Origin of the sequence: Mesorhizobium sp. YR577, from assembly GCF_900116595.1 — a bacterium.
Lineage (GTDB): Bacteria > Pseudomonadota > Alphaproteobacteria > Rhizobiales > Rhizobiaceae > Mesorhizobium_M.
This window is the reverse complement of the sequence record NZ_FPBI01000016.1, coordinates 121,737-145,188: the sequence shown is the minus strand read 5'-3', so window position 1 is coordinate 145,188 and position 23,452 is coordinate 121,737. Positions and strand designations below refer to the sequence as shown.

The 23,452-nt window shown below is 59.6% G+C and carries 21 protein-coding genes and 4 pseudogenes; 18 read left to right on the top strand and 7 right to left on the bottom strand.

Annotated elements, in window-relative coordinates; translation table 11 throughout:
• Window positions 1-3 precede the first annotated feature (3 nt).
• Window positions 4-1,107 carry a class II histone deacetylase gene (locus BM413_RS22575; RefSeq protein WP_091917112.1) on the top strand — a complete coding sequence of 368 codons (1,104 nt, stop codon included), beginning with the start codon at window positions 4-6 and terminating at the stop codon, window positions 1,105-1,107.
• Window positions 1,108-1,120: 13 nt separating this feature from the next.
• Here BM413_RS22575 and BM413_RS22570 read toward each other — a convergent pair.
• A pseudogene (locus BM413_RS22570) lies at window positions 1,121-1,324 on the bottom strand (gamma-glutamyltransferase); the annotation flags it as partial.
• A gap of 840 nt (window positions 1,325-2,164) precedes the next feature.
• Between BM413_RS22570 and BM413_RS22565 the strand changes: the two are divergent.
• From BM413_RS22565 to BM413_RS33700, 4 genes and pseudogenes are all read left to right on the top strand, one after another.
• A complete protein-coding gene (locus BM413_RS22565; RefSeq protein WP_244537968.1) occupies window positions 2,165-3,184 on the top strand; it encodes a helix-turn-helix domain-containing protein in 1,020 nt (339 codons plus the stop codon).
• Between the two features lie 287 nt (window positions 3,185-3,471).
• On the top strand, window positions 3,472-4,101 hold the full coding sequence (locus tag BM413_RS22560; RefSeq protein WP_091917111.1) for an outer membrane protein: 630 nt from the start codon (window positions 3,472-3,474) through the stop codon (window positions 4,099-4,101).
• A gap of 359 nt (window positions 4,102-4,460) precedes the next feature.
• Window positions 4,461-9,008 (top strand): putative Ig domain-containing protein, encoded by a 4,548-nt coding sequence (locus tag BM413_RS22555; RefSeq protein WP_175544405.1) that lies wholly within the window; start codon window positions 4,461-4,463, stop codon window positions 9,006-9,008.
• Window positions 9,009-9,112: 104 nt separating this feature from the next.
• Window positions 9,113-9,320, top strand: a pseudogene (locus tag BM413_RS33700) (IS6 family transposase); the annotation flags it as partial.
• Between the two features lie 479 nt (window positions 9,321-9,799).
• On the opposite strand, the pseudogene BM413_RS22545 reads toward BM413_RS33700, so the two are convergent.
• Window positions 9,800-9,952, bottom strand: a pseudogene (locus BM413_RS22545) (LysR family transcriptional regulator); the annotation flags it as partial.
• 60 nt (window positions 9,953-10,012) lie between these two features.
• On the opposite strand from BM413_RS22545, the pseudogene BM413_RS22540 reads away from it, so the two are divergent.
• A pseudogene (locus BM413_RS22540) lies at window positions 10,013-10,170 on the top strand (cyclophilin-like fold protein); the annotation flags it as partial.
• A 218-nt stretch (window positions 10,171-10,388) separates the two neighbouring features.
• On the opposite strand, the gene BM413_RS22535 reads toward BM413_RS22540, so the two are convergent.
• Both BM413_RS22535 and BM413_RS22530 read right to left on the bottom strand, forming a co-directional pair.
• Window positions 10,389-11,057: a hypothetical protein gene (locus BM413_RS22535; protein ID WP_091917109.1), complete on the bottom strand. Its 669-nt coding sequence runs from the start codon at window positions 11,055-11,057 to the stop codon at window positions 10,389-10,391.
• Window positions 11,054-11,632, bottom strand: coding sequence for a TetR/AcrR family transcriptional regulator (locus tag BM413_RS22530; protein ID WP_091917108.1), 579 nt, complete (start codon window positions 11,630-11,632; stop codon window positions 11,054-11,056). Before BM413_RS22530 ends, BM413_RS22535 begins: the two co-directional genes overlap by 4 nt.
• Before the next feature lie 69 nt (window positions 11,633-11,701).
• On the opposite strand from BM413_RS22530, the gene BM413_RS22525 reads away from it, so the two are divergent.
• The 9 genes from BM413_RS22525 to BM413_RS22485 all read left to right on the top strand — a co-directional run bounded on the left by BM413_RS22525 (window position 11,702) and on the right by BM413_RS22485 (window position 16,381).
• Window positions 11,702-12,079, top strand: coding sequence for a nuclear transport factor 2 family protein (locus BM413_RS22525; RefSeq protein WP_091917107.1), 378 nt, complete (start codon window positions 11,702-11,704; stop codon window positions 12,077-12,079).
• A gap of 159 nt (window positions 12,080-12,238) precedes the next feature.
• Window positions 12,239-12,604 carry a nuclear transport factor 2 family protein gene (locus tag BM413_RS22520; protein ID WP_091917106.1) on the top strand — a complete coding sequence of 122 codons (366 nt, stop codon included), beginning with the start codon at window positions 12,239-12,241 and terminating at the stop codon, window positions 12,602-12,604.
• A 98-nt stretch (window positions 12,605-12,702) separates the two neighbouring features.
• Entirely contained in the window at window positions 12,703-12,984 is a 282-nt protein-coding gene (locus tag BM413_RS22515; protein ID WP_091917105.1) for a putative quinol monooxygenase, read from the top strand.
• 322 nt (window positions 12,985-13,306) lie between these two features.
• Entirely contained in the window at window positions 13,307-13,612 is a 306-nt protein-coding gene (locus tag BM413_RS33695) for a hypothetical protein (RefSeq protein WP_244537967.1), read from the top strand.
• A gap of 433 nt (window positions 13,613-14,045) precedes the next feature.
• Window positions 14,046-14,432: a hypothetical protein gene (locus tag BM413_RS22505; RefSeq protein ID WP_091917103.1), complete on the top strand. Its 387-nt coding sequence runs from the start codon at window positions 14,046-14,048 to the stop codon at window positions 14,430-14,432.
• 31 nt (window positions 14,433-14,463) lie between these two features.
• Window positions 14,464-14,991 carry a hypothetical protein gene (locus BM413_RS22500; RefSeq protein WP_091917101.1) on the top strand — a complete coding sequence of 176 codons (528 nt, stop codon included), beginning with the start codon at window positions 14,464-14,466 and terminating at the stop codon, window positions 14,989-14,991.
• A 37-nt stretch (window positions 14,992-15,028) separates the two neighbouring features.
• The gene (locus BM413_RS22495; RefSeq protein ID WP_091917100.1) at window positions 15,029-15,286 is read left to right on the top strand and encodes a hypothetical protein; all 258 of its coding nucleotides are present in this window, start codon (window positions 15,029-15,031) and stop codon (window positions 15,284-15,286) included.
• Window positions 15,287-15,624: 338 nt separating this feature from the next.
• A complete protein-coding gene (locus BM413_RS22490; RefSeq protein ID WP_091917098.1) occupies window positions 15,625-15,957 on the top strand; it encodes a YciI family protein in 333 nt (110 codons plus the stop codon).
• Window positions 15,958-15,982: 25 nt separating this feature from the next.
• Window positions 15,983-16,381 carry a YybH family protein gene (locus BM413_RS22485; protein ID WP_091917096.1) on the top strand — a complete coding sequence of 133 codons (399 nt, stop codon included), beginning with the start codon at window positions 15,983-15,985 and terminating at the stop codon, window positions 16,379-16,381.
• Between the two features lie 43 nt (window positions 16,382-16,424).
• On the opposite strand, the gene BM413_RS22480 is transcribed toward BM413_RS22485, so the two are convergent.
• From BM413_RS22480 to dctP, 3 genes are all read right to left on the bottom strand, one after another.
• Entirely contained in the window at window positions 16,425-16,829 is a 405-nt protein-coding gene (locus BM413_RS22480; RefSeq protein ID WP_175544404.1) for a hypothetical protein, read from the bottom strand.
• A gap of 184 nt (window positions 16,830-17,013) precedes the next feature.
• Complete coding sequence (locus BM413_RS22475; protein WP_210188953.1) at window positions 17,014-17,697, bottom strand: GntR family transcriptional regulator; 684 nt, start codon at window positions 17,695-17,697, stop codon at window positions 17,014-17,016.
• 122 nt (window positions 17,698-17,819) lie between these two features.
• The gene (gene dctP, locus BM413_RS22470; protein ID WP_091917092.1) at window positions 17,820-18,851 is read right to left on the bottom strand and encodes a TRAP transporter substrate-binding protein; all 1,032 of its coding nucleotides are present in this window, start codon (window positions 18,849-18,851) and stop codon (window positions 17,820-17,822) included.
• A 188-nt stretch (window positions 18,852-19,039) separates the two neighbouring features.
• On the opposite strand from dctP, the gene BM413_RS22465 reads away from it, so the two are divergent.
• The 3 genes from BM413_RS22465 to BM413_RS22455 all read left to right on the top strand — a co-directional run bounded on the left by BM413_RS22465 (window position 19,040) and on the right by BM413_RS22455 (window position 23,446).
• Entirely contained in the window at window positions 19,040-21,127 is a 2,088-nt protein-coding gene (locus BM413_RS22465) for a TRAP transporter large permease subunit (RefSeq protein WP_091917090.1), read from the top strand.
• Window positions 21,128-21,188: 61 nt separating this feature from the next.
• The gene (locus BM413_RS22460) at window positions 21,189-22,097 is read left to right on the top strand and encodes an NAD(P)-dependent oxidoreductase (protein WP_091917088.1); all 909 of its coding nucleotides are present in this window, start codon (window positions 21,189-21,191) and stop codon (window positions 22,095-22,097) included.
• On the top strand, window positions 22,094-23,446 hold the full coding sequence (locus BM413_RS22455) for an MmgE/PrpD family protein (protein WP_091917086.1): 1,353 nt from the start codon (window positions 22,094-22,096) through the stop codon (window positions 23,444-23,446). The genes BM413_RS22460 and BM413_RS22455 overlap by 4 nt, the downstream gene beginning before the upstream one ends.
• Window positions 23,447-23,452: the final 6 nt, after the last annotated feature.

The following is a 23,452-nucleotide window of genomic DNA, read 5'->3' as shown; positions in this document are numbered from 1 at the left end:
ACAATGAAGACGGGCTGGAACTTCCACGAACTCTATCTCTGGCATGACACGGGTGCTGCCGCGCAGTTCTTTCCGGCGGGGCTTACCGTCGAGCCCGGAGAACATGCGGAAAACGCTGAGACGAAACGGCGCTTCCGCAATCTCATGGAGGTCTCCGGCCTCACCGAGCAGCTCGTCAGCGTCAAGTCGACGCCCGTGAGCGAGGACGATCTCGCCCTCTTCCACACGCGCGACTACATCCGCCGTATCAACGCGCTGAGCGATGATCGCGGCGGCGATGCGAGCTACCTCACGCCCTTCGGCCGCGGAAGCTACGAGATCGCCTGCCTTGCCGCCGGCGGTACCTCAGCGCTGATGGACGAGGTTCTCTCCGGCGAGATCGACAACGGCTATGCACTCGTGCGCCCGCCGGGCCATCATGCCGAAAGCGACAAGGGCATGGGCTTCTGCCTCTTCGGCAACGTCCCGGTGGCGATCCTGAAGAATCGCAAGAAGCATGGCTTCGAGCGTGTCGCGACAGTCGACTGGGACGTGCACCACGGCAACGGCACGCAGGCCGCCTTCTGGACGGACCCCGGTGTTCTGACCATCTCGCTGCACCAAGAGCGGCTCTATCCGCACGACAGCGGCGATCGCGAGGAACGGGGTGCCGATGCCGGCTACGGTTACAATCTCAACATCCCGCTGCCGGCCGGCTGCGGCCATGGCGCCTATATTGCAGCGTTTGAACAGGTCGTGTTGCCGGCGCTGAAAGCCTACAAACCGGACCTCATCGTAGTGCCCTCCGGTTTCGACGGGTCGGGCGCCGATCCGCTCGGCCGCATGATGCTTCACAGCGATACCTATCGCGAGATGACACGCATGCTGATGGAAACGGCCGACGAGCTGTGCGGCGGCCGTCTCGTGATGTCACACGAAGGCGGTTATTCCGCAGCCTACGTGCCCTATTGCGGCCTCGCCGTCATGGAACAGCTCTCCGGCATCAAGACCCATATCGACGATCCCTTCCTGCCGGTCTTCCAGAGTTATCGCGGGCAGGACCTGCGGCCATGGCAGCAGGACGCCATTTCAGCCGCTGCCGCTCTTGTCTCTGGCATCCAATGCTGATTGTGCGCTTGAGCGGTCGCTTCCCCGACTCCAGCGAGATGGGGAGTCCTGGCTTCAGCCAGAACATCTGGGCTTGCGAATTGAGTGCGAAGCCCAGTCCGGGGATCACAGGCGTAGATTGCAGCCAGCCTCCAGATGGCGTGGCGGATACCATATTGCCCCAGCGGTCGATGACATCGAGATGCACAGTGTCTTGGGAAAGATGCGCCATGGGAGGGCAAACGTAATACGTTTGCGGCTGCGGCCTGACTTTAGCCTACCTTCGGCCAACCGGTGGGCAGCCGTCACGCCAATATTCCTGGCACAAACGCAGGGCTATCAACAGTGTTAGCTCCATTTTTTGAAAACTGTTGCGAACCGTCGCTGCACCGAATTTTGTGGCTGCAACAGATTAGCTAATTATGGAATCACTGTTGGGGTGGCACGGGGTCGACCGATTATCGAAAACCAGCCGGCTATCGAATATGTGTTTGAGCGGACGCTGCTCAGGCCTTCGTTGTCGCCATTGATGTTTGGGCGCAGCAATGCCGACCCGGATCGGCCAAGGAGCCCAGCCTTCGCCAGTCGAATCCTGCGGTTCGATCACGCTATCGGCGGCGATCGCGAGACCAAGTCCGAGCAAGCGCTCAGAGCCGAACGGGATCCATTGCGTTTGCCCCGGTCGTCCAATCTTCAAAAGCGTAGCGACCGTAATCCCACGGTTCGATCGATCACGAAAATAGCGATAAAAGTCAGGAAAATACTGAGCGTCGCGTTCGTCATCGGCGCGGCCTCGCCGGTCTGTCAGGGCCCTCTACACCGCGTGGTGCCAGTACGTCACCCCATCCAGCATGGGTATGAGTTGGAAGCTGATTCTCACCGTGCCGCGCGGGAATCGGCGGCGTTCGCGTAGCCGTCTCGCAGGATATCGTGCTATGATGTGGAAGCGCCGGGGCTGGCGGTCGCGGCGGGATTCGAAGCTATTTCATTTGAGATGACCTCAATAACGAACCGCCTGCTTGGCCTGTCTCCAGCTTGTGGTAGAGATTTACTGCACACGAGACGAGGAAGGGGCGACATGATGAAGGACGACTACCCCACCCTTTTGTTCAAAACCGATACGCGCGCGATCTCTCTAAAGAAAGCTCTTGAATTCTGGGAAGAATCGGCCGGTTCTCTCTACGATTTCAACATTTTTCAGACAAATGAATTTCACACCACACATTGTACATTTCGCTTCGGAGAAGTGTTACTTACACACTGCGCCAGCGTGGCCCAGAGACTTAGTCGTTCCAACTATCGCATTGGCGCGGATGGTTACGACCACTTCGAAATACAGTTTTTTATCGATGGTCGTTGGCGACGCCATGACGGACGAGAAGAAAACTACGCCGGGCCGGGGGACGTGATCGTTCATGACGCGGCGCAGGCCCATGCGGGGTCAGCTAGCAATTTCTGCAATCTTACTCTCTTCGTCCCCCGCCCACTCCTTGCGCGATTGTTGATCAACCCCGATGAGCACAATATGCGCGTCCTCGCGGCTCACGAGCCGATGGTCGGCTTGCTCCGCAACCACATCGACAGCCTTTTCCGGATATTGCCGCAACTCGACGAGAAACAGGCCGCGACGCTGGTGGCGCCGACGCTCGAACTTATCGCCGCCGCTCTCAATGGTGTCCCGAGAGAGGATTCTATACAAGGAATAGCTGGGGCACAACTTGCAAGCATCCGACGCTATATCGATGGTCATGCACTGGAACCGGATTTGTCTCCCTTTCGGATTGCAGCAAACTTCACAATATCATTGCGCAAGCTCGCCTATCTCTTTTCGAACGATGGCGGTGTTGCTTCCTATATTCAGGAGCGGCGCCTGAATATGGCGCGCAGTGCACTTCGCGATCCGGCTCAGGCACACAAATCCATCGGAGAAATCGGCCTCGAACACGGCTTTACCTACCCTCATAACTTCACGCGCGCTTTTCAGCGCCTTTACTGCATCACGCCGCGCGAAACGCGGGCCGTAGCGCAAAGACATCGGATGGCCGGGACGAGCGAATCGCAAAATTGGTTCGACCGAGCTTCCCAATGGGGTCGTTGATAGTTGCTATATGTGCTCGCGAGCAGCGAGCTGACTTTGCGTAGTGTGATTATTTTCAAGGGTGCCGTTTGCGCGCTCGGATAGATTCACCCGGTCGCTCTCATTCATACTTACTATCAGCTCCGAAGTGGTGATTGTCTGGGCCCGTTGGCGCCCGCTGGAAGGCTTTCACGCGCTCCATCACCACAGGACGTCTCTTCAAGGGACTTAAATCACACGATGGCTGGCTGCGAGGCCGGCGGATCAACAATTCAACGATAATTTCGCACGGAATCGGAGCCGACCACATGAGAACATGCCTTCTATCCACACTTGTTTTGCTCACCGCATCTAGGGCGATGGCGGCCGATCTCACTCCCGAAAATTCAGCACCGTCCGTTGCCGTCGATGCATCGACTTTTGTGTGGTCGGGAGCATATCTCGGCATTCAGGGCGGCGGCGGTTGGGCCAAAGGTGAATTCTCCGGTTTCGGCATCGCGGGATCAGAGGATACCAATGGTGGCCTCTTGGGTGGTTTCGCCGGCTACAATTACCAATTCGACAACAGGCTCATCGTCGGCGTTGAAGGCGATCTCGAATACAATTGGAACGAAGAGAAAATCTTCGGCGCAGATTTTGGTACCGATTGGGTGGGCTCGGTGCGCGGACGCGTTGGCTATACCTTCGATCGCGCGCTCATCTATGCCACAGCCGGTTGGGCGGCGACGCGTGGTTATGTCGACGTGCCGGGATTGGGCAAAGACGCAGCAACATTCAACGGCTACACGGTCGGCGCCGGTTTGGATTACGCCCTCAACAGCAACATGTTCGGCCGCCTCGAATACAGGTACAGCGACCACGGGGATAAGAACCTGCAGGGCATCAACGTCGATGTCGACCAGCAGACCATCAAGATCGGCCTGGGTGTAAAATTCTAGTGGCCGGACGGAGATGACGAAATCCACCGAGGTTGGAAAACCCCTCCCTCGTTGGCGTCCGAGCATCATCAGGCTTTTGTGGCCGACGGGTCTTGCCGGACACTGATGATCGCCGGTCCGTCTCGGAGCCGGCGGTAGTCGCCTGCCGTGGTGACGATCATGGGTGGCGCCGGTTCCATCCGCGGGAGGCCACTCAACTGCATCAATGAAGGCTGCGCGCCTTCTTATTTCCGACTGAGCTCCTTCGTATGATCCCGACTGAGACCTTTTTCTCTAGAAATCGGCGCCTCCATGCTACACACTGGGATTTGTCACCGGCGTGGAAGAATCTGAGACGCGGCTGGTCAGCATTTCTGCTGGTGGCGCTCGTGCAATTATGTAGCTCGCCGACGCAAGCCGCACCTCCTTTTATTACACAGCATCCCCAGGACGTGACGGCGGGGGCTGGGCAATTCGTCTCGTTTTCCGTCACAACCAGTGCTAGCGAAGCGACTTTTCAATGGCAGGTCAGTACCAACGGATTTGATTTCTCGACAATTCCGGTTGCCACCGAGAGTACATACACCTTCAAGCCCGTTCGGGTCAGCGAAACCGGCACACTCTATCGCGTTGTTGTCAGCAAGGACGGTGAGAGCGCCTATTCAAGACCGGCGACGTTGACGATCACAAAGGCAATTTCGATCGTGTTGGTAGACGAACTGCCGCAAGGCAGAGTCTACGGCCAGTCGGTCCAGATCAAGGCGATCGTCATAGGGACGAGCGCCAAGCCGAATGGCGAAATTACCTTCATGGACGGAAACACAAGGATTGGCGATCCAGTTTCGTTCGATACCAGCAATGGGGCCAACCTCACGATAACAACCAATGAACTAGGCGCTGGCCAGCATACCATCACGGCTATCTATTCAGGCGACGAAAGCCATGAACCTAGCGTCAGCAGTGGCGTTGTCATCGATATAGCCAAGGCAGACCAAAGCATCTATTTCGACACAGTTCCACCTAGGCAGGCAATTGTCGGTCAGACGTATGAAGTGACCGCTCACACGATACGCGTAAGCCAGAGCGTGCCGGTCGAGGTCAAGGTAGAAGGCGGTGACATATGCACTGTTTCCAATGGTGTTGTCGCTTTTCTAAATGCTGGTGATTGCGTGGTGAGTGCCCAACATATGGGAGACGCCAACTTTAACGACTCGCATCAGGCTACACAGACAGTCCCGGTGATTGCGGCGCCCGCCCAGGACCACACGGTTTCCTGGTCATCCAACGGCCCGGGCCGTGTTACCAATGTCACCTTCAATGACGATCCGCAGACGACGATCAGTAGTCCTGCGGAAGTTTCCGAAGAGCGGATAATAGCGTTCTGGAACGTCTCACCGGATGCGGGTGCGACATATCGTGAGCCCAGCGGATGCGGTATTCATGCTGTGGGCGCTGCATGGTACACCAATCCGATCACGGTGGACTGCTCGATTTCTTTCAGCTTTGAGGAAATTACCATCTCGCCTGCGGCGTTGGTCAAGGCAATAGTCGGCGCCACCTTCAGCCAGACGATCGCCGCAAAGGGCGGTCATCTGGATTTTGTCTATACGCAGACCGGCGGCACGCTGCCCGCAGGTCTGACGCTGACCGATACCGGCGAACTGTCGGGGACGCCCACGGAGACGGGTAGCTTCACCTTCACCGTTCAGGCGGCTAACGCGCGTGCCCATTCGAAAGAGATAGCCTATACGCTTACAATCGAGGCAGCAGCTCCGTCACCTGCGGTTACATCCGTAACCGGCCCAGCCGATGGCTATTACGGTGCCGGAGACAGCCTGGTTCTCACCGTCCATTGGGGTGGAAATATCGAGTTTAATACGGGCGGAGGGACGCCCTATATTCCTTTGACGATCGGCACCACTACGCGCCATGCGAGCTATCTGTCAGGAAGCGGAAGCAGTGCTTCTGTCTTCAGATACACGGTTCAGCCGGGGGATGCGGCCCTCGGCGGCATCAGGGTTGGAACGGCAATCGTGGCGAACGGCGGCACCATTCAGGACGTTCAAGGGACCGACGCGGATCTCACGCTCAACAATGTAGGCACGACCAGCGGCGTTCTCGTATACGCCGTAAACCCTGAGGTTGTTTCGTCCAGGGTGGTCGGAACCCCCGCGCCCGATGCCGAAAGCGTGACGTTCGAAGTCACGTTCTCCGAGGCCGTCACGGATTTTACCGGATCCGACCTGGTGCTGACATCAACCGGCACCGCTATCGGCAGGCCGGCGTTGATACAGACCTCGGACAACATTCATTATACCGTTCGAGTCGACGATATAGCCGGATCAGGCACCATTCGCCTTGATGTCCTGGCAAATGCCGTCAACAACATCGCAGGAAATAGCAATCCGGCTTTTATCCGCGGAACACCTTGGAATGTGTCTCCCGCAATGATCCTTACGCCGCCGGACGGTTCGACCCTGTCGAGCGGCCTGGTCGGTGCTGCGTACAACGATGGTTCGATTTCCGCGACAGGGGGCGTCGGCACCATCACGTATGGTGCCGCCGGCTTGCCAGTCGGCCTATCCATTGATCCTGCGACCGGTGCGATCACGGGAACGCCGACGGCCGATGGAACGGTCATCGTTGCGGTCACCGCGACCGGAGCCACCTCCGGCACGGCCACCGCGAGTTATACTATCGTCGTTGCGACGGCCCCACTCCCCATATCCCTGACACCGGTCGACGGCTCTACATTGACCGCGGGTGTGGTCGGTGCCATCTACAACGATGATTCGATTTCCGCGACGGGCGGTCTCGGCACCATCACCTTCATCGCCACCGGCTTGCCAGCCGGTCTGTCCGTTGGTCCCGCAACCGGCGCGATAACGGGAACGCCGACGGCCGATGGCACCTTCACCGTTGCTGTTACCGCAACCGGGGCAACCACCGGTACGGCCACCGCGAGCTATACCATCGTCGTAGCGCCAGCCTCGCTGTCAGTTTCCCTTACGCCGGCTGATGGCTCTGCCTTGAGCGCGGGCGTGGTCGGCACTACCTACAACGATGATTCGATTTCTGCGTCTGGTGGTGTCAGCACCATTACGTACAGTGCTACTGGTCTGCCATCCGGCCTCGTCATCGACGGAGCTTCCGGTGCGATCACGGGAACGCCAACTGCGGATGGTGCCTTCACCGTCAACGTCACTGCAACCGCTGGAACCTCAGGCTCGGCTTCGGCCAGCTACACGATTGTTGTAGCTCCTGCTCCGCCGATCCTGGCGGGGATTTCTCCTGCAACCGGTTCCACGATGGGCGGAACCGCACTCACCATCACCGGCAACCATCTGACCGGCACAACTGGCGTGATGCTCGGCAGCGTGGCAGCAACAAGCATCGCGGTTGTCAGCAATACACAGATCACCGCTATCGCACCGGCCAATGCCGCGGGTTCGGCCGATGTTTCAGTGACAGCTCCGGGCGGTACGGCCACTTTGGCTGCCGCCTTTACGTACGTCGCACCTGCCAACCTTACCTTCTCGCCGGCGTCAGGTTCAATTACAGAAGGGACCGCCGGCGTCGAATATACCCGGGCTGTTTTAGTAACGGGGGGCACCGCACCCTACAGTTTCTCTGCAACCGGACTGCCGGAAGGGATGGGCATCGACCCGCACAGAGGCACGATCCACGGCTTGCCGACCACGCCTGGGAACTACACCATCATCGTCAAAGTGCGCGACCAGAACGGACTGAACGGCACGGCGACCTACAGCCTGACGCTCGGCGGCATCTATCGCCCCGATCCATCGCAGGATACGGAAGTGATCGGCCTCATCAACGCGCAGGCACAGGCTGCTCAGCGTTTTGCCACCACTCAGATCAGCAATTTCAACGATCGTCTGGAGCGACTCCACAGCGACCAGAGTCGACATGCGCAATCGCTGAGTATTCGTATGGGCGTCACGCAAAAGGCCGACCGGACCAAACCTATGAGACCTGAGGGGGAAAGACCGGGCAACGATCCGGCCGGTCGCGCCATGGGACCGCCTCACAAAGAACCAGCCGCGGAGGTCGGCGATGCAGCACAGTCGCTAAATGGCCTCTTTGGCGATACGGCCTTCTGGACTGGTGGCTTCGTCAATTTCGGGACTAGTGATCGCGGCAACATCGATCTCGGGTACACCCTCGCCGGAGTCAGCGGTGGCATCGATCATCGTTTTGCACCGGACTTCGTCGCCGGCTTCGGTTTCGGCTACGGTCGTGACAGGACCGACATCGGTTCAAGCGGCACAATAAGCACCGGACATGCTCTCAGCATTGCGCTCTATGGCAGCTATCATCCCACACCGTTCTATCTCGACGGTCTGCTGGGAGTGAGCCGTCTCGACTTCCACAGCACCCGCTATGTCATATTGGCCGGCGACTCCGCCACCGGCAGCCGGGATGGCACACAATTCTTCGGATCGCTATCGGCCGGCTATGAGCACAGACACGAAGGCCTGCTGTTCTCCCCCTACGGGCGAATCGAGGCCGCTCACACCCGGCTGGATGGCTTTGCCGAGATCGGGGCGGGACCGCATAGCCTAGCCTTTAGCGGTCAGTCGTTCGAATTGCTGGCGGGCGTGGTTGGCATGCGCGCCGAACACGCAATTCCGATGGGCTGGGGTGTGATCAACACTCGCGGACGGCTGGAATACACCTACGACTTCGCCGGATCTAGCCAGGCTAACATGGGGTATTCCGATCTCGGCACCATGCCCTACACGCTCGATCTCGACCGCTACATGCGCGATTACATGACGGCCGGGCTTGGCGTTGACGTCAAACTCGGCAACGACATGACGCTCAGCTTCGACTATCGCACAGCTTTCGGCTTCGACGGCAACGCGCAGGACCACACATTCGGTATTCGTATCGGCGGCAATTTCTAGGACAACGACCTGACCACTGTGAACAATAGCGAGCCTGCGTATCGCGGCTCCCTGGGGCATCGTCAACTTAACGGAACGTGGAATTCGATGTGAGATGACGGGCCGTGACAGACCGTGATCCGCTATATCACCGCCATCGCTTTCCGCTGAAATCATTGCCCAAGCCGTGTGGCTTTTTTCCGTTTCCCTCTCAGCCTGCGGATGGTCGAGGACTTGCTGGCTGCCCGTGGGGTCATTATCTCCCATCAGACCGTCCGACTGTGGGCGGAGAAATTTGGGCGGACCTTCGCCAACGACATCCGTCGCCGCTCATCCGGCCAGCGACGGTGTGACAGATCCTGATCGCGACAAAATCTAGGTCGAGTGAGGCGTCGGATGTCGGCGGCGACTTTGCGGAACCGCGACGTTCCTCTACCGGCTCTTAGTGTCCCCACTGGTGATGTCCGCTCCCAGGGCAAAACAAGGCCGCCGCCGAACGACCGAAAATTGGGCGCGAAGCGGTCGCTCAAGACTATGCGACGTCTTCATAGGCAAAAAATCGATCAAGCGACCGTAAGCGATTCGAACTTTTTCACCGTCAAACACCGCCAATTCTACGCATTTTCACACACATGCTATCTCCCGCTCTTTGCACAGGCATGGTCTCAGTGGCCATAGCGTACTGTGGAAGGCAATCGGCGGTATTTGGCGCGCCGTGCCGGGTGATTATGAGAACTATGTCTACTCTATCGCCCTCTAGAGCCCTCCCAAATGGGGCGTGAGCTAATCGCGCGGGTTTAGATCCTCCCGCTTCAACTCCGATGTCGTAGCGCATCGATGATGACCTTGAACGCGGGAAGATTTTGACGGCGGCTTGGATAGCAAAGGAAATAGCCGTCGAAGAAGGGCGACCAATCGAGAACCCGCACTAGCAGGCCAGAAGCGATGTGCCGTTCCACGATGTTGCCTATCTGCCGCGCAAGCTCACCGAGGGAAGGCAGCGGCCGGCTCGGCAATGAGGCGTCGGCGATCTCTGCTACTACGCCCCTTGGGGCAATCTGGCGATGTTTCATGGTCCCTATCGCTGGTCGCGCGGTCTGATCCGGCTCGGGCGGCTGGACCAGGGGCCGGCCCGCTTCTGGTGCGCGGAGAACATCTGCTACGCGTCGAAATGCTTTCTTGAACCGGGAAGGTTGCTGCGCATCAGGAAAATGCCGCGGGTGTCAGACAAAACCGAAGCAGGTTTCGAGTGAACGACGCACGTAGACCAAGTGGTATGGCACGCGCCTGCTGACCGCGATCATGATTTGACGCGAATGATGCTCGCACCTGCAGCTACATCCCTTTCAGACCCTCTTTTTGAAAGAAGCGCGGCTTCGCTCCCCGTTTTGGCCTGGGCCGCTATTCAGCGTTCCTCAGCATGTGATCCGCCAGGCTGTAGCAGTGGCTCGCCTGATAGGCGTTCCTGCCTCTGTTCATGTGCGTCAAGTTGAACGCCCGAATGGCCCGCAACGCTCGGCTCGCTGCGAGGAATTTGCCGATCGAGGAGAAGCGGCGGACATTGACGCCGAAAATGTCCTCGCCTCGGGGGAAGAAATAGCTGACATCTTCCGGCGTCACGACACAGCGCTCAAGGAAGGCTTCGTCTACTTGCCCGTGATTGAGTGAGTGGTTGGTGGTGAAATCAGAAAGATGCACCACGAAAAGCGCGCGGATGCCCTCGCCGTCCGCATAGAGCGAGAAAAGCTCCATCCAACTCGCATTGATGCGAACGAGCGCCTTGCCCGGAGTCGACGGCAGACAGGAAACCGACCAGTAGTGCCGCTCGGTCCGGCGGGGGATCGGGATGCAGTCGCGACAGTAGCGCCGGAGAACCTCCAGAACCTCTGGCGCCTGCTGCCGGCGCTGCAGCTTCTCAAACCGGGCGACATATTTGAATCGCAGTTCCAGGGATTCCGAGCGCTCGTCGGCGTCGCGCAGGATTGTCTTGCCCTCTATCCAATCGCGCTGCTGCTGGAGATCCAGGAATTGACGCAGACCGGCGCTGCTTGGGGGGCGAGCGGCGCTCATCGGCGGTCCAGCAGTCTCGTCACCGACTCGCGGACAAGGGCGGGGACGCTGTCGGCATCATCGAGATAGGCACTTTCCAGCAGGCCGTCGGAAAGCGCGACGAGGAGGGCAGCGGTGACGGAAGGAGCTGGATCGCCGTCCTTTTCGAGAAGGTTCTGGAGGCTGTCGTGATACCAAACGCGGCGAGCATTGATCGCCCGCCGCACGGGGCTGGCCGGATCGGGGTATTCGGCCGCCGCGTTGAGGAACGGACACCCCCGCCAGCCTCCGGCGGTCACAGCCTCGCTGATACGCCCCATGATAGCCGAGATCATTTTCCGAGGAGGCTGCTTTGGAAGCGCGGCCACTGCCGCCCGGCCGAGTCGGTCTATCTCTTCGAGATAGGCGACGACGAGGTCATCCTTCGAGGGAAAATGGTTGTAGAAGGTCGCTTTGGCCACGCCGGCTTCCGCGATGATGCGGTCGATACCGACAGCATGGATGCCGCCTTCGTAGAAAAGCTGTGTCGCGGTGTCCAGCAGACGACGACGCGGGGAACCTGCTTCAGGCTGGCTATGAGAAATTTTTATTTTCATCGCTTGACTATAACAGACAGGTCTGTATGTTTCAACTGCTAGACAGACCTATCTGTATGGGAGAGTGTCATGCAAGCGAGAGACACAGCCGAAGTCATCCGCCGGTTCAATCAGGCGCTTGAGGAACACAATCCTGCGATCTTCGAGGACCTGGTCGCACCGGATTGCGTCATGGAGTCGATCCAGCCGGCACCGAACGGCACGCGCTACGAAGGCTACGATGTGAATCTGACGTTCTGGCAGGCGATGGCGGCCGACCGCGTTAACCTCTTTGAGGTGGAAGACATTTTTGTGATGGGCGACCGCGCCAACATCCGCTGGCGCTTCCATTTCGGCGACGATGGCTCAGTCCGCGGGGTCAGCCTGATCCGTGTCCGCGACGGTCGGATCGTCGAAGCCCTGGCTTACGCCAAAATACCCGGTCAGTCGGCGCCCTTGCCCAAGTGACCGTTGTATGCCGCCTGTCGCCCTACGTCATCCGGGGCAAGGATGACAAAACAAGTGAGAGTCGCAAGCATCGTCGTTTTTTGTTCAACCGGAGCCTAGCTCATCATCGGCCACACGCACGGGATTGACAGCGGCTCTATCGTCCAACGAGGTGAGAAAATGACCGGTGGCAGCAAAGTTACCCGCGACATCGTGGAACGCTTCCACAACGCATTTGAGAAGCATCGCCCCGAAGACCTCGATGATCTCATCGGCGAGGGCTGTATTCTCGAAAATACGGCGCCGGCGCCGGATGGAGCACGCTACGAGGGGCGTGAGGCTTGCCTCACTTTCTGGAAGGGAGTGGCGTCGTCCGCCAACCTTGTCTTCAAAGCTGAGGAAATCTGCGTGATGGGCGACCGCGGGATCATCCGCTGGCAGCTTCGCTGGAGCGAGCGCGAAGCGGACCGGATTCGAGGCGTCAACATCATGCGCGTCCGGGACGGAAAGATCGTCGAGGGTCTGGGGTACGTGAAGGGCGGCTGACGTTCCGATCGCGAACCGACGATCTCGCAGGTCGCTATCCCAGACCATGTACGGCGCCGTGCCGCCGGAATAGGGCGCCAGCCCGAAGGAGCAGACCCATGATAATCATAGCCGGCTACACCCGCACCAACGCTGAGAAGCGGGACGGCGCTGTGGAAGCCTTCAGGGGGATGGTCGAACGCGCGAGGGCGTACGAGGGCTGTCTCGACTTCTCCATAAGCGCGGATGCGGTCGATCCGGAGCGCGTCAATCTCTTCGAATGCTGGCGCGACCAGACCACGTTGAACGCCTGGCGCAAGGTCGCGAACGGGCCGCGCGGGAAACCTCGAGAGGTCGCCGTAAGCCTCTATCGCACCGACAAGGCCGAAAAGCCTTTCTGAGGACGAGACGCCGCGGACCCGCCGCCGGTCTCTGAAGATGGATTTGGCGATGATCGCTGCGGATCTCGTGGTTATCTGACAGGATGAAAATGGCGGCCTAGCTGCCTAAGTCGGAAACCGCTCACCGACCTATCGGAAGCTCGTAGGCGATAATGCGTTGATCGCCGCGCGCCGGGTCGAAGCCGCCAGACGCAACAAGGTCACGCCGCGGCCGCCTCTGAAATCCAAGGCTCTCGTAGAGCTTGCAAGCCGATTTCATGAACTCTGCCGTGTGTAGCGCCAAGGCTTCCGCCTGCTGCTCGCGGGCACGATCAATGCACCATTGGCAAAGCTTCCGACCATATCCATGGCCTTGTGCTTCTGGAGCTACGACGAGGGTTCGAAGCCCGGCGTAGCCGGACGGCCAGCCCATGCCTTCACGCTGCGCATCCTCGTAGTAGGTCACCGTTCCGACGATCCGGCCCGCACGTTCTATCACCGCAACCGCGGCATCATCCGATGCCGCGGCGAGATCGCTGGCATCGGCGACTTAGGGCTCGAAGATATGTGGCGGCAACGATGCCCGAAAAGATTCGAAGGATGCGGCAATGATCGCGCCGGCTTCCTCGAGTTCGTCGAGTCGGGCTAGGCGGACTGTTGGAACCTGGTCGGACTGCATCTGGGAAGTATCCGATATCGCGAAATTGAATGACCGCCCCGCCCCGCGCAGTTCGGCTTTACGTATAGCGTCGTTGAATACACTGACCTAATCGGAGACGTCGAGACGCTCATGAAGTCGACACAACGCATTGGCAGAAAAGTCGATATCTTTGTCGTATCTGCCATCGACTCTCGTCGATAAACTTGAGGGAAGGAGATTTAAATCGGGCGAAGGCGGAGGCCAGGCTCGTCTCCAGGGGCCAGCGAAGCGAGAACCTCCCTTGTTGCGATCGGTGGCATCAGCGATACGCCGACTATCCCGGCTGACGAGCGGCATTTTTTGTGCCCATGTCGAATCCGACGGAGCCCATTCGTCGTTGTTGTATAGCCCCGTTCTTGCCGACGCGGAGAGGCAGGAGAACATGCAACATCGCTATAGCTACCGCCAGCTCGCCTTCTTTGGCCTTATGGGCCTGCTGGGAGGTCTGCCCTCGGCTTTCGCCGAGGTGCCCGCAGAATTGCAGGGCAAATGGTCGAACCATCCTGGACGTTGCGAGCCGGTCAGCGGTGAGGTCGATGTGCTGACGATGACAGCGGCCGATCTCGGTTTCTATGAGGTCGGTTGCGAGATGGGCAAATCGACCCATTCAGGGACGAGCCTGAGGTTCGACGCACAATGCTTCAAGGGCGGCAGCCCGGTCACATCGGGCAAAGTCGTTCTCCAACGGCACGCACCTAACGAGATTGACCTCACGCTGGAGGGCTTCTCCTGGATCGCGGCGGAACCGCAGAGCTATCGCCGATGCTGACCGGAGCCGCCATCAGCAACAGGAGGTGGAGATGACGCCGAGATTCGCAATCGGAATAATTTTGACGTTTGGCTTCGCTGCCGCTGCTTTGCCACTGCCGGACTTCGACGACCAGGCCCGCGCAGCGCCCGAAGCCGACCTTGCCGCCGTCTGTGCCCGTTTGGGGAATGACGACAGCATTCGTGACTACGATCCCTCGCTTCGCACGCGCACGACCTCGGCTTTCAAGAAGCTGTTTCGCTATGCCAAAGGCATGCCGGATGGAACCTCCTGGGAAACGCAGGCCCAGTACCGCTGCATGAACGGCAAGGTCATGGTGTGCTTCGTGGGCGCGAACCTGCCCTGCGTCCAGATGAACGCGAAGCGCGAAAATCCCGGCGCCGACGTGTTCTGTCGGGACAATCCCCACGCGGGGAGCGTTCCGGCCTATGTGCTCGGTCACGACAGCATCCACGCCTATCGGTGTCGGAATGGGAAGGCCGAGGTGACGGAAACCACGCGGCAACTCGACCAGAGGGGCTTCGCCAAGGACCTTTGGATCGAATTGCCGGCTCGATAGACCGCTGCTCTCCGGCATGTTGATGGGAGAGAGAACAATGACTGAAATCGTTTCTGAAATCATGCTGACAATCGACGGTGCGGCGCGTGGCGAGAAATCGCCAGCCAATTACGGGTACACTGGACCTGAATTCATGGAATGGTTGGCGCAGAAGAGCGCGCAGCCTCATCGTACCCTGATCGGCCGCAAGACCCTTGATGCCCAGAGTGGCGTACCCGAGGCCTATCAGGATGATGACTATCGCCGGATGACCGAGAATCCAGGTGGGCCGTCTCCTCCAAACTCAGCAAAGTGAGCTGGTCGGGGCTGACAGTGCTGGGCTCCGGATTTCTCGATACGATCCGCGCAGAGCGCGCGAGCCATGGTGCTGAAATCCGGACGATGGGAAGCCTGTCCATCGTCCGTCAGCTTCTCGCGGCAAACCTGCTGGACCGGCTGCGCCGATCTATAGCCCGCTGATCCTGCCGCAGTCCGGCGTCGAGCCCTTCTTCAAGGGGATGCCGGACCAGAAAGATCGAGGATCATCGGATTCTCGATGGCGAGATCGTTATGCTCGACTACCGGTCCGATGGCAGGCCGCATTATGCGTGATGGCGCGCAGTTCGCAGCACACCGCCTGAAGGAGATTAGACCATGCCTAAGTTCATCACAATCGGATATGGCGACCCGGCCGACTACGACCGCACGCCCCGACCCGTCAGAGACGCCGCGCATGCCCAGGACGCAAAACTACGGTCCGAAGGTGCCGTGATAGGGATCGCCGGCACCCCGGTCCAAGTCCGCAATCCCGAGGCGCGTGGCATGGAAACTCTCGACGGACCATTCATGTCGTCAGCCTTGCCGATTGCGGGATTCGCCATCATCGAGGCCATCGACTTGGCCGACGCCATCGAGAAGGTTTCACTCGTGCCCTGCGCGGTTGCCCACGGCGTCGTCGAACTGTGGCCATTGAAAGAGGCGCCCTGAGCTCATCAGACGAAGGAGATTGGATATGCCGAACCTCGAACAACAGGAGATCGAGACAATCGTGCTGGGTTGGGCAAAAGCGGTTAGCGCAGGTGACCGCGACGGCATACTCGCCCATCACGCTCCTGACCTATTGATGTTCGACTTCCCCAATACGGTCAGAGGAATCGAAGCGTATGACAAGACTTGGGATTTCTTTTTCGACAAACCTAGGGGACCGATCACTTACGCACCGACGAATCTGGATATCACGACCGGACAGGACGTGGCCTTCGTCACCTGCGAGGTCCATTGCGATGGCACGTCGGCTGGATCACTCGATTTCCGATTGACCGTCGGGCTTGAACGGCAAGATGGACAATGGGTCATCACTCACGAGCACCATTCCATGCCGACGACCGAAGAGCGCTTCATCGAACAATGAGGCGGGTTGGCAGAGCTACGGCATCGGCCACCCCCCGCGTGGCCTACTCATTTCTCTGCAGACGTCCACACAGGCACGAACGAGACGCCGCGAAGATCGGCATTCCGGACCTTTTCAACGAAACTGTCGGTGACATAGACGGTCGAGGCTCGCATCGGCAGCTTGAAGAGCTCCGCAGATCCGATTTCTCTTGCCGGAATACGTGACGCTCGATCTCGAGGATGTCTCCGTTGTCGAAATAGACGATCCGCGACTGGTCATGATCGAGGACGTCGAGGACCGTCGTTGTGTTGAAGAGCCAGACCTCCTCGCCCTTGAGCGGCAAAAGCTGCCCGTATCGTGTCAAAACCGGCGCCAGGGCGTCGACAGCGGGCTTTTTCAGAATTGGCACATGTTCGCCCAGCCAAGGGAAGTCCGAGTAGCTTTTCTCCTCCTTATAGATCGTCATGACAGGCACGTCCCAATCCCGGATGACGCGTCCGTCCAAAGCAAAAAGGTTTCGTAATTGTCGTCATGGGGCTCGCAGCTACCGATGTCGACATTCGCTGAAAGTGACGATCTGATTGCGCAATTTCTCGTGTCGCATACTGCGCGAAGGTCCCATCACTGGCGGTTATCACAGGTCGATTCTTCTAAACTTTGCCAAGCGAGCGAAGCGCAACATTTGCGGCATTGGTGACATGCGCCACGGCAAGCTTGCGTGCGGTGGTGGGGTCACGGGCCATCAGCGCGTCGACCAGAGCGCCGAGTTCCTTGATGCTCTCCTTGATACGCCCCTCGGCCTGAAGCGAGGTCGCACGCAGCAGCATGATTCGCGAATTCAGAAAGTGCAGGCTGGTGCCAAGCGCGCCATTGCCGGAGCCTTCCATGAGGCTCTCGTAAAACGCATTCTTGGCCTTCAGGCGGTCAAGCGTGTTTTCGCTCTTGGAGGCAATCTTGAGGACCTCGAAAGCCGATTTGAGTTTTGCGCGGGCTACATCAGACGCGACTTCCGCAAACAGCTCGCTCGCCAGCCCCTCAAGCTCGGCACGGACACGATAGATATCCTCGGCTTCCTTTGTCGTCAGGCTGGCGACGATCGGGCCGCGATGCGGCACGACGTCGATGAGACCTTCCGACTCCAGCTGGCGCAAGGCTTCGCGCACCAGAGTGCGGCTCACGCCGGTTATCTCGCATAAGAGCCGCTCGGGCAGGCGCTCGCCAGGCTTGAAATGGCCGATGGCGATGGCATTGCGGATACTGTCGGTTACACCGTGGCGTAGCGGTGCAGCAATGCGTTCCACCTTGAGGTCGAGAGAAGCGTTGATGTCTGTCACCCAGATTGTCCGATTGTGATATTGATTGAATCACACTCTAGCGAAGGCGTGGGTACAACAAAAGACAAGAAATCCGCGCCCTGCAACGGGCGCGGATTTCAGTTCACCAAAAAGACGGTAATTTAGTTCTTGCCGAGTGCCTGTTTGATGCGAACGACATAGGCCTCACCGTCGAAACCAAGCTCTTTCGCGCGGGCATACCACGATGCATAGACCGGGTCGGAATATTGCGGCGCGCTGGCAGCGGCCTTCAGTTCATCCGATGCAACCCAATATTCCGAACCGAGCGACTTCACTTTTTCAACCGCGCGATCGAAATAGGTCTGGTAGGTCGAGAAAGCCTCGTCCTGCATTTCCAGCAGCGCCGTCTGGATCTTCTCCTTCAGGTCGTCCGGCAGTTCTGCCCAGGTATCGGCGTTCATCAGGATGACCCAGCCGGTGACAGGCGACATCGCCCAATCCTGAACATATGGCGCAACGCGCGGAATCTCGAATGCCGAGCCAACGCAGATGGACGTGAAGACGCCGTCGATAACGCCACGCTCAAGCGCGGGCGTCACCTCCGAGGTCGGCATTGGCACCGGCAACGCACCAAGCGCGCTCATAAGCTCAGCAGTTTGAGGGTTGTGAATGCGGATGCGTTTGCCCTTGAAATCCTCAACCGTGCGGATTGGCGTCTTTGAGAACAGCGCGGTCGGGCACCATGCGCCGTCAGCCAGCATCACTGCGTTCCATTTGTCGGCCCAGATGCTCTTGACGTCTTCGCGCCAGAAGGCCTCGCGCACCTTGGTGTATTCGTCGATATTGTTAATCAGGCCCGGCAGGTTGAAGATGCCCATGCGCGGGTCTTCGGCAGAAATATACGTATGCAAGGCGGCCGACATCGGCAGGCGACCATCGCGCACCGCACCGGCAACCTGATTCGCCGCGACGAGCGAGTCGCTGACGGTGATCTGAACGCGGCCGTCGGTGGCCGTGGCAATGCGCTCCGGCAGGCCCTGCGTCATTGCGGTGTACACATCGCCCGGCGATGTGATGACGCCCATCGTAAAATCATATTCGGGGCGGTTCTGCGCGGTGGCAGTAAATGCCGCGCCGAGAACCAGGGCGGCAACGGCAGCACTGCCGACAAACCGCGAGATTGCAGTGATCATGAAGTTCCTCCACGTACAGATTGTCTTCGCGGTCGCGTGACGCTCGCGTCACGACCCAAGCCGCATCCCTCCACTTGCCTCCCGGTTCGTGGTACCAACATACGATAATACATTCTGTTGCCTGTCAAGCCCGCCTCGTGCTAACGGGGGCCGACAAGGAGACCGCCTGACGGGTCGGAGGAGGAAATATGGCAGACATTCTCGATGCGTATCTGAGCGAGACTGCGCCCAGCATGGCAACCAACAAGCCCAAGGACACGGGCCTTGCCGGCGGCTGGTTCATAGATGGGATAGACACCATCACCAAGGGCGCGGGCCTGCTCGCCTCGATCACCCTGTTATTCATGACATGCATCGTCGTCTACGAGGTCGTGATGCGGTCGGGCTTCAACATGCCCACCACCTGGGTGTCGGAAATCAGTGTCTATGCATTCGTCGCCCTGGTTTTTCTTGGCCTTGCCGTGGGTCAGCGCGAAGGCGCCCATATCCAGGTAGAGGTGCTGATCGACAACGTCTCACCCCCGCGCCGCCAGCAACTGGAGCTGATCGGAACGTGGCTCGGCCTGCTGTTTGCAGCGGTGACCGGCTGGGAGATGTATTGCTTCACCGTGTCGGAATATATCAACGGCACGCGCGACTGGGGTCTGCTCGCGACACCGCAGTGGATACCCGAAATACCCGTCATCATTGGATACGTGTTGTTCTGCACCGCGCTGCTGCGGGACATCTGCAAGAAATCCGCTCCCGGGAGCCGCGCGCTTCAAGCCGCGCTGCCTTTGATCCTGCTGACGATTCTCGTCGCCCTCGCCTATATCGGCCGCACCGACATCCGCGTCGCGGGCACCCGCATGGATTGGGCAACGCTAGTCATCATGGGCGGCCTGCTGCTTGGCGCCTTCGTGTGGAGCGGCTGGCGCGTCGGCCTCGCCGTCCTGCTGATCGTGGGCATCATCGGCGGCCTGTTCTATCTGTCGCTGAGCATGTCACTGCTGATGACCGGCCTCATCCTTGTGGGCGCGATGATGTTCCTGCTGTTCATCGGCGTGCCGGTCGGGGTTACGATGGGGCTCATCGGCCTTCTTGGACTGCTTTTCATGATCAGACAGCCGCAACTGCCGATGTTGTCGGACCGTTCGTGGACGTCGATCAACTCATTCACGCTGACTGCCGTTCCGACCTTCGTGCTGATGGGCTCGCTGCTTGTGCATAGCGGCGTGACGGTCAAGCTTTTCGACATGCTGGTCGTCTGGTTTGGACGCACGCGTGGCGGGCTCGGGCACGCAACCGTCGGTGCGTCGGCTGTTTTTGCCGCCGTGTCGGGATCGAGCCTTGCAACGGCGGCCACGCTGGGTCGCGTCGCGGCACCGGAGATGACAGCGCGCGGCTACTCGAATCGCCTTACCTACGGTCTTGTTGCCGCAGGCGCTACGCTCGGCATCCTGATACCCCCCAGCATCGCCATGATCATCTATGGCAACACGGTCGGTGTTCCCATCACCGTTCTGTTCGTCGCCGGCATCGTTCCCGGCCTGTTACTCGCAGCACTTTTCGCAGCGACCGTTCTTGTCTGGTCCTATATCAGCCCTAGCTCGGTTCCGGTGGGCGAGCGCTATCCACTTTCGGCAAAGCTCAAGTCGCTCGTCGGGGTGCTCCCCTTCCTTGCCCTGATCACCGCCGTCCTCGGCTCACTCTACTTCGGCATTGCAACACCAACGGAAGCCGGCGCCGTCGGCGCCATCGCCGCGCTGGTGCTGTGCATCCAGCAGGGTAAGATGAACCTGCAGCAGCTCTACAAGGTTCTGTACGATACCGTCACGGTCACTTCCTTCATCATGCTGATCGTAATCGGCGCGTCGATCTTCGGCTGGGTCTTCGACTTTCTGCGCTTGCCGCGCGAGATGGTGTCGGTAGTAACCAGCTGGGATCTGGCGCCTTGGATGGTCGTGGTCATGATCGCGATTTTCTACCTGATTCTGGGCATGTTCATCGAATCCATCTCGATGATGCTGATGACGCTGTCGGTCACCTTCCCGATCATCGTGGCGCTGGGGCTTGATCCCATCTGGTTCGGCATCGTGCTTGTGATCTTGGTCGAGATCGGCCTGGTGACGCCTCCCGTGGGCATCGTGCTGTTCATCCTGCGTGGCATGAGCGGAGTGCCGTTGCGCGATATCGTCAGCGGCGTGACGCCCTTCATCCTCCTGATGCTGGCCTTCATCGTCCTGCTCTACGTCTTCCCTGAAATCGTACTGTGGCTGCCAAGCCGAATAAGCTGATGGGGCCGCCACCATGGGCCGCCACGCTGCGCGCCAAATCTTTCAATACCGGAGATAGAAAATGACTAAGAAACTCGGTTTCATCGGCATTGGCCGCATGGGAGCGCCGATGGCTCGCAGATTGATCGCGGCGGGCTATTCGGTAACGGTCTTCGATCCAAGCGCTGATGCCATCGCCGAACTTGTCAAGGCTGGTGCACAGGCTGCGTCCAACCCGGCCGAGGTCGGCTCTGCTGCGGAAATCGTTCTCCTTTCGCTGCCGACCCCGGAGATTGTGAAGGACGCGGCACTGGGCGCCAACGGCCTGACGACCTCTGCAGGGCTTCGCATCGTGATCGACCTGTCCACCACTGGCCCGCGCGGCGCCAAGGCGCTGGCGGAAGGACTGGCTGCCCACGGCGTAGGCACCGTGGATTGCCCGGTTAGCGGCGGCGTGGCGGGTGCGGCAGCCGGCAAGCTTTCGCTGATGGCTGCCTGCGCACCGGAGCTGTTTGCCGAGGTCGAGCCGATCCTGCTGAATTTCGGCAAGATCACGCATGTCGGCAATGAACCCGGGCAGGCACAGTTGATCAAGGTCATCAACAATTTGATGTCGGTGACGGCACTTGCCATCGCTTCGGAAGGACTGGTGCTGGCACAAAAGGCCGGCATCGATCCGGCAATGCTGATGCAGGTTGTGAACACCGGCAGCGGCCGCAGCAATGCGAGTGAGGACAAGATCCCGAAATACGTGCTGACCCGTTCGTTCGATTTCGGCTTCGCGCTCGGTCTTTCCGCCAAGGATGTCCGCCTGTGTCTCGACGAGGCCGAAGCGCTCGGCGTTCCGATGATCGTCGGCAGCGCGGCGCGCCAGCTTCTGACCGTCGCGAAAGGCCAGCTTGGCGCTGACGGCGACCTGACCGCACTCATCAAGCCGATCGAGGATTGGGCCGGCGTAGAAGTCGGCGACGGTTTCGGCAGCAAGGCATGACCGCCTCAGCGGATCGTCCGCAAGACGTTTCGGCGCAGTTGGCGGCGTTTGTCGCCGGCGGTGCGCCTGTCCCGAAGCATGTCCGTGACGAGGCGATTCGCTCGATCATGAATGGCTTCGCGACTGGCCTTGCCGGCTGTCGCGACGCCGCGACGACCCATGCCAAGACGGTGATGGGCCGCTTTTCGAGCGGCACGGATGCGTCTGTCATCGGCCATGCCGACGGTTACGACATTCTGACCGCGGCATTCCTGAACGCGATCAGCATCAACGTCTTCGACTTCGACGATACGCATCCGGGAACCATCCTGCATCCCACGGCCCCTGTGTTGCCGGTGCTGTTGGCGCTGGCCGAGACAATGCCACTATCGGGTCGCGATTTTCTCGACGCATTTGCCATCGGGGTCGAGGTCGAGTGCCGCATAGCCAATGCGGTCTCTCCCGGTCACTACCGCCGAGGCTGGCATATCACCGCCAGCTGCGGCGTATTCGGCGCCGCGGCGGCGGCCGGGCGCATTCTCGGGCTCGATGCGGACAAGATGCTTTATGCACTGGGAATTGCTTCTGCGCAGGCCTCGGGCTTGGTCGAAACGCTCGGCTCCATGGCCAAGAGCGTCGGTGTCGGCAATGCCGCACGCAATGGCATCGTCGCCGCCCTGCTGGCGCAGGACGGCATGCGCGGTCCGGCGTTGCCGCTGGAAGGTCCGCGCGGCTTTCTGCGGGTAACCTGTGACGATCCCAAATTCTCGTGCCTGACGGACGGCCTCGGCGAAAGTTGGGAGCTGCTGCGCAACACCTACAAACCATATCCGTGCGGCGTGGTCCTCAATCCGGTCATCGAGGCCGCACTTGGCCTTGCCTCGGCACCAGGATTCGACCCTTCTTTGGTAATGACGGTGACGGTCCGCGGTCACGCGCTCCTTGCCGAACGCGCTGACCGCCCGGCAATAGGCGAAGGTCGCGAGGCGCAGGTCAGCGCCCAGCATGCGATTGTGGTCAGCCTTCTTCACGGCAAGGCGGGATTGCCCGAATTCAGCGATGCTGCCGTGGCAGATGCTGCGAACGCCGCATTCCGCAAAAAGGTTCAGGTGGTCGTCGACCCTGAAATGCCGGTCGGAGCAGCGCAGGTGGAACTGCATATGGCCAGCGGCGAGACTTTGGTTTCGCGCATAGACAAGGCGCGCGGCGACAGCGAACGCCCGCTGACCAATGCCGATCTGGAGCGCAAGCTGCGTGATCTGGTGGTGTTTGGCGCCCCCGGCGTGAAGCCGGATCCATTGATTGCGGCTATCCTCGCCATCGGCGCGACGGACGATATGTCCAGGCTTGCGCGGCTTGCCACACCTTGAGAAACG

Coding starts and splice junctions, on each gene's coding strand:
- BM413_RS22575 (WP_091917112.1), top strand. CDS start 4: ATGAAGACGGGCTGGAACTTCCACGAACTCTATCTCTGGCATGACACG.
- BM413_RS22565 (WP_244537968.1), top strand. CDS start 2,165: ATGATGAAGGACGACTACCCCACCCTTTTGTTCAAAACCGATACGCGC.
- BM413_RS22560 (WP_091917111.1), top strand. CDS start 3,472: ATGAGAACATGCCTTCTATCCACACTTGTTTTGCTCACCGCATCTAGG.
- BM413_RS22535 (WP_091917109.1), bottom strand. CDS start 11,057: ATGAGCGCCGCTCGCCCCCCAAGCAGCGCCGGTCTGCGTCAATTCCTG.
- BM413_RS22530 (WP_091917108.1), bottom strand. CDS start 11,632: ATGAAAATAAAAATTTCTCATAGCCAGCCTGAAGCAGGTTCCCCGCGT.
- BM413_RS22525 (WP_091917107.1), top strand. CDS start 11,702: ATGCAAGCGAGAGACACAGCCGAAGTCATCCGCCGGTTCAATCAGGCG.
- BM413_RS22520 (WP_091917106.1), top strand. CDS start 12,239: ATGACCGGTGGCAGCAAAGTTACCCGCGACATCGTGGAACGCTTCCAC.
- BM413_RS22515 (WP_091917105.1), top strand. CDS start 12,703: ATGATAATCATAGCCGGCTACACCCGCACCAACGCTGAGAAGCGGGAC.
- BM413_RS22505 (WP_091917103.1), top strand. CDS start 14,046: ATGCAACATCGCTATAGCTACCGCCAGCTCGCCTTCTTTGGCCTTATG.
- BM413_RS22500 (WP_091917101.1), top strand. CDS start 14,464: ATGACGCCGAGATTCGCAATCGGAATAATTTTGACGTTTGGCTTCGCT.
- BM413_RS22495 (WP_091917100.1), top strand. CDS start 15,029: ATGACTGAAATCGTTTCTGAAATCATGCTGACAATCGACGGTGCGGCG.
- BM413_RS22490 (WP_091917098.1), top strand. CDS start 15,625: ATGCCTAAGTTCATCACAATCGGATATGGCGACCCGGCCGACTACGAC.
- BM413_RS22485 (WP_091917096.1), top strand. CDS start 15,983: ATGCCGAACCTCGAACAACAGGAGATCGAGACAATCGTGCTGGGTTGG.
- BM413_RS22480 (WP_175544404.1), bottom strand. CDS start 16,829: ATGACGATCTATAAGGAGGAGAAAAGCTACTCGGACTTCCCTTGGCTG.
- dctP (WP_091917092.1), bottom strand. CDS start 18,851: ATGATCACTGCAATCTCGCGGTTTGTCGGCAGTGCTGCCGTTGCCGCC.
- BM413_RS22465 (WP_091917090.1), top strand. CDS start 19,040: ATGGCAGACATTCTCGATGCGTATCTGAGCGAGACTGCGCCCAGCATG.
- BM413_RS22460 (WP_091917088.1), top strand. CDS start 21,189: ATGACTAAGAAACTCGGTTTCATCGGCATTGGCCGCATGGGAGCGCCG.
- BM413_RS22455 (WP_091917086.1), top strand. CDS start 22,094: ATGACCGCCTCAGCGGATCGTCCGCAAGACGTTTCGGCGCAGTTGGCG.